Source organism: Hanamia caeni, assembly GCF_003721595.1.
GTDB lineage: Bacteria > Bacteroidota > Bacteroidia > Chitinophagales > Chitinophagaceae > Ginsengibacter > Ginsengibacter caeni.
In genome coordinates, this window is the sequence record NZ_RJJR01000012.1 from 228,317 (window position 1) to 241,748 (window position 13,432).

A 13,432-nucleotide genomic window follows, 5' to 3' on the forward strand; every position below is an offset into this window, starting at 1 on the left:
CAGTCTTTTAGTTATTTGAAATTTGTATTTATTTCATTATGAATAAATGTAATTTCTACCGGGCCTAACAAACCGGATTTACGTAATAATTTTTCAGCATCATTGTCGTCAAATTTCACAATATTGGTTTTAGTAAATCTTTTGTTTAAAGGTAGTTTACCATCTCCAGTCAGGCGATTAGGCCAAAGGTTAACTACCTGCACTTCTAACTCGTTATTTCCCGGTTTTATATAGTTGGTAACATCAAACTGGAAAGGCGCACTCCATTTCACCGGCAGTTGAATTCCATTTATTTTTATGGACGACATTTCAAGTACATTTCCTAAATCAAGGATGGCTTTTTTTCCGGTAAGATAACCGGGCAGAATAGAAAAAGTTTTCTTATAGGTCGCCTTACCTGAATAATATTTAATTCCCGCGTCATCAAATTCTGTCCACGATTTAAGGGAATCCACTTCTATTTGCGCGGGGCCGCCCCAACTTGTGTCGAAATTAATTTTCCATTTACCTGAAAGTGGTAAGCGGGCATTTGGTGTGGTGAGATTAACCTGTGATATGCTGCCATCATTCCATGTTAATGAATAATTTCCGGGTTCAAAAATAGTGGTGGACATTTTTCCTTCTTCTCCAAATATTTGAATACAAGGTTTTTCAGTGCCAGCAAAGTCGTTGTTGGGAAAAAAGGATTTTCCGTCTTTTTCAATTTTAATAATGTGAGGTGATGCCACTGCTTTTCTGAAAATTATAAATCGCGACCCTTCCGGTTCAAAGCTAAGTGGGATAATAGTTTGACCATCCTCCTCTTTGTAGGTTACTATTTGTTTGGTTTTACCAGTCATAGGATCCCAGAGTTCGGGTACCATACCTGTAACCCTGAATTTACACTCAACCTGCTCATACCGGTCAGGCAGGGTTGTTAAATAGCGGAACGCAAAGTCGTTTATTCCTTTTCTGCCAAAGCGGTTCACCACAAAATAAATATCCATTCCCTCGCCGGTACGGTGTATATAGTCCAGTGCAGTATTTGGCTGTGTACTGGTAAATTCAAGGTCTGGCTTTATCTTCATTTCTTCTAACACAGTCTTTACATCTTTACCAAAAATCACTTTGCCTTTGCCATAATTATTTTGAGTTACTGCTTTGCCATCAATGGCCCCCCATATACGCGAAGCAATAGCTTTTACTTCTTTATCACTTTGGGGGAAGTCAGCAAGTCCGGTTGCTCTTTCAGGGCGGGGCCCAATAACGGTTAATCCTTGCTTCACCAGTAATTCAACCCTGCGCAGCACGGCAAGATCAATAGCTTTTTCTGAAGGAAGCACTAACACTCTGTAACGCATTCCGTCAGGAAGAAATATTTGGTTATCTTTTACTGAAACCCTGTTGATAATTACATCTTTTGAACATTTATCCCAATCATATCCAAAGCCGAGATCCTTCACATCTTCTTTGAGAAAAACGAAATTAGGAACATCATCACCATAATAATAAAGTGCATCAGCTACAAACAATCCTTTTGAAAGCAGGTAAGAACACCTGTTGAGATAGCCAATAAAATCCCCCGCTTGTTTCCACCAGGTGACGTTGGGATTTAAATGGGTGCCCGCAAAGTATTCATTTCCCGGAACTCCAAATTCTTTTGGAGAGGAGGTAAATGTGTGCCACACAATTCTGTTCACGCCGGAACAAAACACCCGATCGATATTGCTTTTGAGATCTTTAGGAGCCCGTTCCCATTGAGGCCCGATAGAAGTAGGCCCTTCCGCAGCTACAAATCTTTTGCCATTTGTGTGTGCAACACAGGCACTTTGCTTTACATAAAGCCTTGCATCATCCTTCACGCGATGCGTATTGGCAGTAGCCCAAAACTCGCCCTGGGGAAAATCACTGATGGCCATTACCTTCAAAGCATCCACAGGAGCAGAGTGCGGTCCACCTGACTCCGGATGAATACCAAGACCATATTTGTGGGCCAGGTCACTGAATAACTGGTAATGATAGGCAGCAACACAATCTCCAATTGTTTTACGGTAATCGTGGAGAAATCTGTCAGATTGATTTCCGCTTTCAACAATTCTTCCGGCAAGAACCGGAAGCCACGGTGTAAGATCATAACCTCTGAACTTTTTAAAATCATTGGCAAAATTGTTTGTCCAGCCCACATTGCCCATTTCCCAGCTATCCGTTTGTAAAAAATGTAAACTGTTCCCCGCGGATTGTGCGGCTTTGATTAGAGGAATTATTACATCATGGCTAAACTTTTTAAAAGCATCAGGATTCAAATGATCCAGTGATAAACCACTCCATCCGTCGCTCGTAGTGGAAGTCATTGCACCGGTACATGTCCATCCATACCTGATGATTGTCCACTCTCCGGCAGGAGCATCCCATGTTAATACACCATTTTTACACTTGCCGGTAAGGTCAACGATATCAGATTTTTTGAGTCCATTCAATTCATTAGCATTTGGATATTCTGTTCGTAATTTATACAATGGATAAGTTCCCTGGGCTCCAAAACCTTCATTAAATGATTTTAGTTCCCAAAATTCAATGCCTTTATTTTTCAAAGGAAAATTGGTTTCCGGCTGTTGAAAAGCCTGTACAAGAATGTCTTTGTAGAGCAATTTAGTTTCAGGCTGCGGAAGCTTTACCTCCACTCTCTTTCCTCCTTCTATTTTAGTTTCGGAATATACCAGTTTCTTTAAAGCAAGATCCGGAGTTATGGTGGGGCCTCCCGGATTCCATCCGCTCTGAACATTTACACTTAGTTCTATTCCTACCCGTTGCGCCTCCTTCACTGCAAACTTATAAAGCTCCATCCATGCAGGGCTCATAAATACCGGTCCTGCTTTTGTTTTTTTTGCAACGGTGTAATTAGAACTTCCGGCATCCACAATAGAAGCGCCTCCATATCCATTGGCCTTCATCTGCTCCAGGTCACGCGTTATTGATTCTTTGGTGGCCATACTATTTAACCACCACCAGTAACATCTTAAACGCGACTCATTAGGCACAGTCTCAAAGCCTTTATGTATGTCATTATAATCAAGCTTCCCGGATGTTTGTAGGGAATAATTGGTTATTTGAGCAGAGGCAGCGCAAGGATAATACATCGTTGCAACGAGAAAAGATTTTAAGAGAAAGTGCTTTCGGAAATTAAAACTCATAATTATGGATATTGGGAAAGATTTAGGCAGCCGGATTAACGCTATAAAGGTCGTATCACCTAAATTTTTCCATTTGTGAAATAAAATAGTTCTTACCAGCCTGGATTGGTCACTTGCAGGAAACCCGGCTGAGAAACTGAACTCTCTCACTCTCTCACCTTTTCACCAGTCAACAACCTTCCAAAAGTTCTTAGCAAAATAAACTGCTACACCACAATCGCATTTCTGTTTAATTGTAAAATATTGCCGAAAGCTTCTGCTGCCTTGTGAACCTGCACCGCCCAGTCTCCGGCAGCATTTCCATCGGCGCCATCTGAAATATATTTCAAACATACGAAGGGAATATGCTCTTTCATTGCTATCATGGCTAAAGCATACGCTTCCATATCTATTACGTTGTAAATTGTGGCTGCGTGCGCCATTTCAAAAGTATCGCCTGTACCGCAAATACCTTGTCGCACATTCTCCAGTAATAAACCATGTTCAAGAAGGGGTGGCAAGCCCGATAGGGGTGTTTCATATTGAAGATATCCGAGACCGCGAACGTCCATATCTCTTTGCACAAATTTATTGCAACAAACCACGTCACCTTTCTTAAAATGATTACTGCCGGCAGAACCGAGATTTACAATTATTGAAGGTCTTTTATATTGAATGGCCTTCATCAATTCATAGGCGGCGTTCACTTTTCCAATTCCTGTTATAACCTTATGGTATCTTTCAAAAACGTCGGCCGCTTCGGAGGCCAGGGCAAAAGAGAATAAAACCTCCTGAATTGCAAATGAATGTTTGTCATTAATCTTTATCATCCTTCTTTCAAATTTTCAAGATGCAAAGATGGGATATTAAATTATTGAGGTGATGATCGAAAAATATTTATTTCCGCCTGCCACGTTTTCATTTTTATGAGCCAATGAATCTTGCATCTCTTTATCAGTGAACAAACAAATAACAACGATTTGTATTCTAAAAAAATAACTTTTTAGCATCAATTCAATCATCTACCATCTATCTAAACCAAGCAACTTTTTGCCCAGAGGAGATAAAGTTGCTGTTGTATATTTTGTTTGTTCCCAATGGCGCGGATCGCCCGGGAAGGCGTACCCCTCAGGCGCAATCCTGTTTCTCCATGAATTAATTCTCCACTCGCGCAAAGCTTCGTTATCTTCTTCTGCCGGCATCATCGAAATGTATTGTGCAATGCGAACTTTATTGTTGCTGTTGTTCGCCCGGATTCCGTGTGGTTGCGAGCTGTTGAAGATCAATAGATCGCCTGCTTCCATTTTAATTTTTTCGGGAGTAAAGCCGGTTGTATCCGGTTTAAAATGGTCCCTGTCTTCCGGTTGCGTAAGCTTCCAGGTATCATAAGTTCTGAATAATTCAGGTATGCATTGAAAGCCGCCCATTTCCTCATCCATCTGGTCTGCCAAAGCTAAAACACCCTGCACATTCTGGGGTTTTGTTTCGGGGTCATAATCCCAATGAATGAAAGCTTTGTATTCAAAGCCGGGGCGCAATGGAAAATTTAAATTAGCCCGGTCAATGGTACACCACAATTTTTCTGTTCCCCAAATATCTGCAAAAGCGGCATGGATCTTTGGCGCCTGCCTGTTGTCCCACAAAGTTTGGTGATTATATACCTCCACCATACCGGTGTTGGTTAGTTCTTTCATTTGCATTTCAGCACGCGGCGGCGTGTACCATGTTTCCGGATCATTGGGATCTTTCTCTTCGAATTCCCATAGAAAATCAGCGGTTCTTTTTACCTGTTCTTTGGGTACCGCATTTTTAATAATTACATAGCCATTGTACTTCCAGAATTTCCAGTCTTCTTCAGAAAGAACCCTTAACTTTTCTCCGTTGCTCCGGTCACTCAATTTGATTTTACTGCTTGTGGCAGTAGAAGGGTTTCCCGGTTTTTCTTTATGCTCATTGTTTGGAACCATAGAGGGCGCCATTGTTTGCTGTTTCATATCTGATGTCTTAGCTGTAATAGAAAGAGGTAAAATTCGTTTTTACATTCCACGAAATAAACATCCCGGATGACCTCCTTTTGCTCTGTATTAAATTGAAAACGGACTACATGCAAATTATTATCCAGTTCAAGGAGCATTTTTTGGGTGAAGCTTCCAAAGAAGCTCCGGAATGAGAATTTAGATAATATTACGGATATAGATGTGGTCATAAATAAGGGAAAGGTGATTGATCCTCATAAAATCGTTAAATAGGTTAAATTGTAGCTGTTCAGTTATTTCATGATTTGCAAAATGTATCGGTTACGGCTGCGCACGTGGCACCAAATTCAACCGGATATTTTCAACCAAAGATGAAACTCATGATGTTGTAGATGCCCTGCCAAAAAGATTGTTGCTGTAAGGAATTCAGTATAATAGTTTTTCGGGCATTAATAAACATCTCTCTTCTCCTCCCCTACACGAAATCAACAGTAAACAAACTTTTAATCCAACTTTTATTTTCAATAGGCCCTGCTCAACACCAACTGCACTGAAAATGCCATAACAAAATTATACCAAAATCAAGATGATACTAACTATACTTTCAGCCCTTTGAGCTTCCCAATTCTATTAAGCACCGACACAATAAAGTTGGGTGGATTAACAGATACAATTTCCTCTTTATATTTCTTCATAAGCATTGAAAGATGGGTAGCTGAATTAAAATTGATCTTTAATTTTTCTTTACTTCCCCGTGAGAGCCTGGAAACTATACTATTTAATCCTTCAAAATATTCATCATACCGCATTGCAGGAGAATGAGTATTATATACTCTTGTAATGTGGTCTGTGGTATTGCGAAACGTATGGGGTGTTCCTTCCGGTACTGTCAGCTCTTCCCCTTGTTGTAAAAGTTTCCACTTACCACCAATATTTATTTCAAGCTGCCCCTCTGTCACTTTATAACTTTCCTTTGCTGATGGATGGATATGAAGTGGTGTGCCGTCAGCTTTTGGCAGAACTTCCCATTCCATTTCCAGGGATCTTCCATTCGTTTGTCGTGGTGTTTTCACAATATGAAAAATCATACCAATTGGGCTCATGTCCAGTGTCTGATTAGAAGTAAGCATAATAGGAGTTTTAATTGGATATAATTTTGTATTACCGAAAATACAAATATCCAAATAAACCTTACAAGAATGTTTTAGAGCTATTATTTTCAGCTTGCTATTTCTTCGGGCGCAAAAAATTACTTTTCTAAATGCCGGTTCAATACACAATCCTTTAAGGGAGAAGCGTTCTTCATCACTTTTACTTACTACAGATAGATAAATTATGATGGAGGTATTTCGGGTAAGGACGCCGGCCAGGGAAGCGGAAACGGCAGAAAAAAGGCTGCCTCACGAAAAATTGAGACAGCCTTATAAAAGTATTTTTCTAAAAAATTCTTTTATTTAACTCCTATTAATATTCCTGTTTTTCTTTCATTACCTACCTTAAAAAGATAGATCAAATTAGTATGCTGGCCACCGGGAACACTATAATCTATCGTCTTAATTTCCCCTTTTTGAACATATCCCTGGAACACAGTTTTTACTTTCTGCCCCAACATGTTATACAACTCAAGGCTTCCTTGTCCGGATACCGCAGATTGCAGTGAGAATTTAATGATATCGCCAAACGGATTCGGTGCGGCTTTTACCTTTGTCAATGGTTCTTCCAGGGTGATAGCATGGACCGCGGGTGTTGAAGAGGTTGACATCTTCCTGGCAGACGTAGTTGAACCACAAGTGTTAGCAGAAGAAACACAACCTGACGCATTGTTGGTAGCGATTACGCTAAATCCGTCTCCGAATGTCAGTCCGGTGAATATTACATTGCCTGTTCCGGTATAATTAATATTCTGAGGCGGATTGCTGTTACCCGGTTGAGTGAGGGTATAAGTTGTTCCTGAAACCGGGCTATTTACCTGCACACTAAATGTTTTATCAGTACAAGTTGGAACGAGCATCGATGCATCGGGAGCCGATGGCTGCTGGGTCACAGTTACGGTAACATCAGATGTCTGGCTACCACATGAAGGAGTTGCAGAACTGGTAACAGTCAATCGCAAGGTGACGCTGCCGGTGCCGCCTGTAACCTTTACAGTAGGTGACAATGTAGCTCCATTTGTTATAACAACATTCAGATTGTTTGAGTTGGTTTGAACAGACCAGGAAGGTGTACCGTTTGTTCCTGACCCGGCTAACGCAAAGGTATTGCCGTTTGTTGCATCATAGCATTGCGCTGATGGAGCCGTACCGGCAGAAGCTGTCGGATTTGCATTAACTGTTAATGAAATGGCATTTCCTGCACTTTCACAACCAGCAGCATTTGTTACGTAAATTGTCCCGCTATACGTCCCGGTTGCCAGTGTGGATGGAATGGTGATATTAAACGGACTGACTGGTAAACTGGTATAGGCTATATCACTCAAACCAGCTGTGTGCGCTGCAGCATTCCAAACAATCCTATATTGAGTAGCGGATGCACTGGCATAACTTATGGATGCCGATGTACTTCCGGCGCATACTGCACCAATGGATGGCGTTGTAATGCTGGCGACAGCATTTACGACAATGGTAGTGGTTGAGGTACATCCGCTGGAAGAGTAAGAGATAACATGGCTGCCCACTCCTGCTGAGGAAGGAGTAAATAATCCACTACTGCTAACGCCATCGCCCGTAAATGTACCGCCAGAAGGTGTTGCTGTTAATGTTACTGCAGATGCGTTCACACAGAATGGACCTGCCGGAGTGATTGATGATTGACCGAATTGCAAGTTTACAGGAATCGGCGCCATAAAATCTTTTAAGGCGGCAGTAGAAGAAGCGGCGGCCTTGGTTTTGACCCATAAAGTGTTGATGGTAAGTCCAGCACACACATTTCCACTATTTAGCTGACTTATAAGATACGTAATATTTATCGCTGCTTCAACAAATGCGTATTGGGCATAAGTATTGCTGCCGAATGCTGTATAAAGCAGACCCGCTTCCGCACCTGTTCTATTGGTTTCTGCAAATGCGTTGGCATCTAAATTGGTAATACTCGCTAACTGATAAGACCAGGTGCTGCCGCTAAGTTTCCATTGATAAATGTAAACAGCAGGTTTTGTGCCACCATTGGTATATTCCATCGAAATGATCATATCTCCCTGGGTTCTGCCCCCTCCATTTGGCTTGGTAGTTAACGGGGTTCCGGTAAATGTTCCATCCGAATTTTTTGCAACGCTTCCCTGTAAAAATTCAAAATCAATATAGCTGGTTCCATTAGTAGATAACCGATCTCCTGCAATAAAAGCCCATTGATTGTTACTGGCATCACGGGCTACGTGATACAGCGCATTGTTAATATCATTCTTATCAGGGGCACTGCTTGAAGTCCAATGTAAATCGCTTATATAGTCATTAAACTTGCTCCCATTCGTAAAAATATCATCAGTTGAAGAATTATAAGGGTCGGTTTTTCTACCAGTGGTTAAAGGATTAATGACATTTGCGGAGCCATCGAAAACTGATCCACCCGTACCGCCCGGCCCCGGGAACCAATCGCCAATGTTAACGGTTGGTGTATTTGCTTTTAAGCCGCCATCAATAGCAAAACCCCCGGTTGGAGTGAGTACAGGAGCTACCTGGGCAAAGGTTATTTGAAAACTGAGTAAAATAAATAACAGAAAAAGGTGCTTCAGAATTATTGCACTTGATACAAAAAAAATTTTGCTTTTTGTAGCAGGTTTGTACCATTCGTAAATGTTGATAAACTGTTTCATAATTTGAAAATTAAAAGATGAAATAAATGATTGAATAGCATTCGTTATTTTCCAGGTGAGCAAAAGCCGGGAGGAGAATGTTCGTGGCAAGCTATAAACCTAATAGAGCATTGCCGGCGTGGTAATGGATTACGATTTGGATGAGATAAGAGATAAAGAATTAGATTCAAATGTGCCGTTTTCATTTTTCAAATTGTTATAATTACTTCTGAAATGGCAATTTGATACCGGATGATTATTGGTTTTTTATAGTGAATTTTTTTACGAAGCAGTTTTACAGAGTAATAAATGTTTACACTATTCACTTGCCATTATTCATCCCTAAGGTTTGGCACAGGTATTAGTTTTTGAAGATATTGTAATGAGAAAGAGGCAAGAGTATTTCCGGCTGGTTAGTGCTATGAAACAAGACAGCAATTTTACAGATATACGTTAAAAATAAAAGAGGATAACAAACGGATAGGATTTTAAGGTTCTAACGAGGACGAGGGGTTCTAATTTCCCTTGTGGTTACCGAGGGGTTTGGCAGACAAAAATAGAATAAATTCTGAATATATAAAATATTTCCTAAACACCCTTGCTATCGATTGCCGTCGGCGCCAACAGCCGTCTGTGTTATTCGATTATAAAAACTAATGAAATGTAAGAAAGTCAAATCCATTAAGGCATCTTTCGTGGAGGATAATCCTCCAGCAGCGCCGGATTATTTCTCTTGATTTTCTTTTTAAATTCATGAGCGGTAAACAGGCTGCTGGCGGAGAAGCCCAACAGCAGGGACGAGTGCATCCCTCCTCTGCCCTATACGAAAAGCGCAGTAAACCAACTTTTAATCTAAATTTCTATTTTATGCTGATAGCAGATAGTCGCCGAAAAAGGTTCGACAGAAGTATAACAAAGACCTATAAGGTTTTTGAAACCTTATAGGTCTGGTATTATCAAACTGCACAGAATAAATTATTTGAACCAACATCAGATTTTTGAAACCGGATGTAGCAGCAGTAGATGTGAAATGGGAAATGAGCGGTGCTACTTCGGCTGATATATGCGTTCTGAAACTAACAGAGATTTGAATCCTGTAAATTTTATTCATTAAGAAACGGTTACAACTATTGTATTGCGGGCAAACCAGCCTGCCAATACAGAGATGGCCAAAACATTGAGCCTGTAAAATGAGCGCCATCTTTTTTAAAGGCTGCTCATTTTATAAAAACTGTGTAATCCAGGATGGCGAAGCCATAACCAGGAACCTGCAACTTTAACCTCCCATAGCAATAACGAAAAATATTTTTTATGCAAGGAATAAATAAAGTAATATTCGTAGGCAATTGCGGAAAGGATGCCGAATCAAAAACGCTCGCAGACGGCACAATGGTAGCAAAAATAGCTATCGCCACCACCGAAACCTTTCGCATGAAAAACGGTGAATTACACAGCAGGACTGACTGGCACACGGTAATCCTCTGGGGTGGATTGGCGGCCCTGGCTTCGCAATATCTCCGCAAGGGAAGCCTCGTGTACATTGAAGGCCGCCTTCAGAACAGGCAATACGCCACCAAAGAGGATGATAAAAAATTTGTGACCGAGGTAGTTGCCGGGAAGCTGGTATTATTAGATAAAAAAAATAAAACTAATCTCAACCAGGCATCAGCACCCGTGGATGAGGACGTTTCTTTTTAGCTTCAGTTAGCTATATGTTCCTTCTAAAAAATAATTCATTTCAATTATGCAAATAATAACCATAAAGCCGCTTCATCACCGGGGATTGCAATGTATTGGAATCTATTTTGAAAAAAATATTCTGCTTCAGCAATCTATTCAAAAAGTAGCAGGCGCAAAATGGAGCAAAACAAATACGTGTTGGTATATTCCGTGTGATGGAGAAAACTATATACGGCTGAAGACTGCTTTAGAAAATAAAGCACATTTAGAGGTGGCGGCCTTAAGAGAATTTTTGCTTGATAAAAAAAGGAAAGCTGCTGCCGCTGGCGTGATTCAGGAAAAGGAAACTGAAAAAAATTACAACAAAAATCCGATTGGAGAAACACCTGCACAGGCAGTAAATAGCTATAAGTTTCCCAGACACCTGGCTCCGGAAAATTTGAAAGCGCTAAACCAGTTTAAAAGGCAATTGGATTTAAAGAGCTACAGCCCGTCTACCATCCGGACTTACTCCAATGAATTTGTGCAGTTTTTGATCATGATAAAATCGAGGCCTGCGGCAGACTTTACAGAAGACAGGATAAAAAACTACCTGCAATATTGTTCTGAAAAGCTGAAGTTGAGTGAAAACACGCTGCATTCACGGATAAATGCTTTAAAATTTTATTACGAACAGGTGCTCGGCCGCGAAAAATTTTTTTGGGAAATACCTAGACCAAAAAAACCTTTGCTGCTGCCGAAAGTAATCAGTAAAGAGCAAATAGCTTCTCTCATAAATGCAATAGAAAATACCAAACACAAAACAATTATAATGCTCGCATATGCCTGTGGACTAAGAGTGAGTGAAGTAGTTTCATTAAAAGTAAGGCACATAGACGGAAAGAGAAAAATGCTGTTTATAGAACGGGGAAAAGGGAAAAAAGACCGGATTGTAGCCTAAGTCCGAATATGCTAATCATGCTTCGCGAATACTATAAACAATATAAGCCAAAGGATTATTTATTTGAAGGGCAGTTTGAAAATGAACATTTAACTACCCGGAGCATACAAAACGTATTGCAAAAAGCAAAAGAGAAGGCGGGTATAAAGCAGGATGGCAGTATGCACATGCTGCGCCACAGTTTTGCCACACATTTATTAGACAAAGGAATAGATGTAGTATTTATTCAAAAACTGCTTGGGCATAATGATATAAAAACCACCTTAAAGTATCTTCATGTAACCAATAAAGATCTGATAAATATATTGAGTCCGTTAGAGGATATAGAAGGATTATTAAAAAAATAAAAAGTTGGCTTTACGAAAGATATTTTTTTTTAATTTGTATTTCGCCAAAGTAGTTTAACTGATTGATAATGAAGAAAGATATTTTTTTGTGGAAAAGGTTATGAGGTATAAAAACTTTCTGCTATTTTTGAGTTGCAGGCAATGCCACTTGAACATCCTCAACATCGGGTAATAATCGTTATGGAAGTATTGACATGAAACTATATCTGACCTTAATAATATTAGCTTCCCTTTGTACAACTAAAGTATTTTGCCAAAATGATGTTGAAATTATAAACGAGCTGAACAAAATTATTAATCCTATTAGGACTGTGAGTTCTGAAGATAATTTTGATGATATAGAATTTTTAAAAGAGGCAGCAAAAGACGCAACGGTTATTGGAATTGGGGAAAGTACACATGGCACCACTTTATATAACAAGTACCGGCAAAGACTTATACGTTTTTTAGTGCAAGAAATGGATTACAAGGCAATTATTGACGAAGGAGATATTTTAGCTGCCGAAAAAGTGGATGCTTATATTAACGGTCAAACCGATAGCTTAGAATTAATCGAGGGACTTCGCCCTGTAGTCACAAATAGAAAAGAATTAGACTGGTTGAGAGCATATAACTCAAGCAAATCTGAAAAAGAACGTGTACACATCTATGGTGCAGAAGTTAGAGGATTTTATAGTATAGTTCAAAAAATAAAGAGCCTTTTCTTTCCGAATAAGGCTAACGATATTTTGAAAAAGTTTGAAGGGGAAATTGGAGTAGGATATAATAATCTTACTAAAAAAGACTTTGAAGACATACAAGTTTTATCTCAAAAGTTGAAAGGAGAATGTACTAGTCAATCACATAGTTACTATCTTTCTCTTCTCAATCAGCAAATAGACTTCGCTTATCATCAAAGATTTGGCAGAAACGACTTTAACATAAGGGATAAGTACATGTTTGAAAACATAAAGTCTATCATTTCAGGTACTCTGCAAAACAAAGCAATTATTTTGGCACATAATGGACATGTACAGAAAACGAAATTTATGAATTCAACATCATTGGGTTATCTTCTAAATAATCTTTATAGCAACAAGTATTTTGTAATCGCAACTGATTTTAATATTGGTAACGTACAAATATATAATGTCAAAACCGGACAATATGAATATAAATTATATAATGAGGTAGAGGATAAAAATGCCATTGAATACTACTTCAAACAATGCAAGTATCCCCATTTCCTTTTATCCATTAATAAGACTTTGAAAAATCCTGCAACCACCTCATTAGTAAACAATAAAATAAAAATGCTTAGAAATATAGGAGCAACTGGCGACATAATTACAAGGCCGGTTCGCTTAGCTGAAAACTATGACTTGATAGCATTTTTTAATAACACGAACGATGTAACCTATCAATGAAACATACAAACAACTTTACAATTATTTGGGGAGCTCACAAAGGCACATGCCTGCAACAACTAAGGCTTCGTTGGGTGCGTAGCACCAACAATGAAGCCGCATGTTGAACGAAACCGGTTAATATGGAGATGTCGTCAGGAGGATTTG

Annotated in this window: 7 protein-coding genes and 1 pseudogene; 3 read left to right on the forward strand and 5 right to left on the reverse strand. The window is 39.6% G+C overall.

Going from position 1 to position 13,432, the window contains the following annotated elements:
• Positions 1 to 11 precede the first annotated feature (11 nt).
• The 5 genes from EFY79_RS14830 to EFY79_RS14855 all read right to left on the reverse strand — a co-directional run bounded on the left by EFY79_RS14830 (position 12) and on the right by EFY79_RS14855 (position 8,933).
• Positions 12 to 3,170 carry a glycosyl hydrolase gene (locus tag EFY79_RS14830; protein WP_233578020.1) on the reverse strand — a complete coding sequence of 1,053 codons (3,159 nt, stop codon included), beginning with the start codon at positions 3,168 to 3,170 and terminating at the stop codon, positions 12 to 14.
• Between the two features lie 206 nt (positions 3,171 to 3,376).
• Positions 3,377 to 3,979: a 5'-methylthioadenosine/S-adenosylhomocysteine nucleosidase family protein gene (locus EFY79_RS14835; RefSeq protein WP_123121494.1), complete on the reverse strand. Its 603-nt coding sequence runs from the start codon at positions 3,977 to 3,979 to the stop codon at positions 3,377 to 3,379.
• A 192-nt stretch (positions 3,980 to 4,171) separates the two neighbouring features.
• A complete protein-coding gene (locus EFY79_RS14840) occupies positions 4,172 to 5,143 on the reverse strand; it encodes a phytanoyl-CoA dioxygenase family protein (RefSeq protein WP_123121495.1) in 972 nt (323 codons plus the stop codon).
• A 578-nt stretch (positions 5,144 to 5,721) separates the two neighbouring features.
• Complete coding sequence (locus EFY79_RS14850; RefSeq protein ID WP_123121497.1) at positions 5,722 to 6,255, reverse strand: cupin domain-containing protein; 534 nt, start codon at positions 6,253 to 6,255, stop codon at positions 5,722 to 5,724.
• A 320-nt stretch (positions 6,256 to 6,575) separates the two neighbouring features.
• Positions 6,576 to 8,933, reverse strand: coding sequence for a hypothetical protein (locus EFY79_RS14855; protein ID WP_123121498.1), 2,358 nt, complete (start codon positions 8,931 to 8,933; stop codon positions 6,576 to 6,578).
• 1,290 nt (positions 8,934 to 10,223) lie between these two features.
• Here EFY79_RS14855 and EFY79_RS14865 point away from each other — a divergent pair.
• The 3 genes and pseudogenes from EFY79_RS14865 (at position 10,224) to EFY79_RS14880 (ending at position 13,285) form a co-directional block, all read left to right on the forward strand.
• Complete coding sequence (locus EFY79_RS14865) at positions 10,224 to 10,610, forward strand: single-stranded DNA-binding protein (RefSeq protein WP_123121500.1); 387 nt, start codon at positions 10,224 to 10,226, stop codon at positions 10,608 to 10,610.
• A 46-nt stretch (positions 10,611 to 10,656) separates the two neighbouring features.
• Positions 10,657 to 11,879: pseudogene (locus EFY79_RS14870) on the forward strand (tyrosine-type recombinase/integrase).
• Positions 11,880 to 12,073: 194 nt separating this feature from the next.
• The gene (locus tag EFY79_RS14880; protein ID WP_123121501.1) at positions 12,074 to 13,285 is read left to right on the forward strand and encodes an erythromycin esterase family protein; all 1,212 of its coding nucleotides are present in this window, start codon (positions 12,074 to 12,076) and stop codon (positions 13,283 to 13,285) included.
• The last annotated feature ends 147 nt before the right edge of the window (positions 13,286 to 13,432 follow it).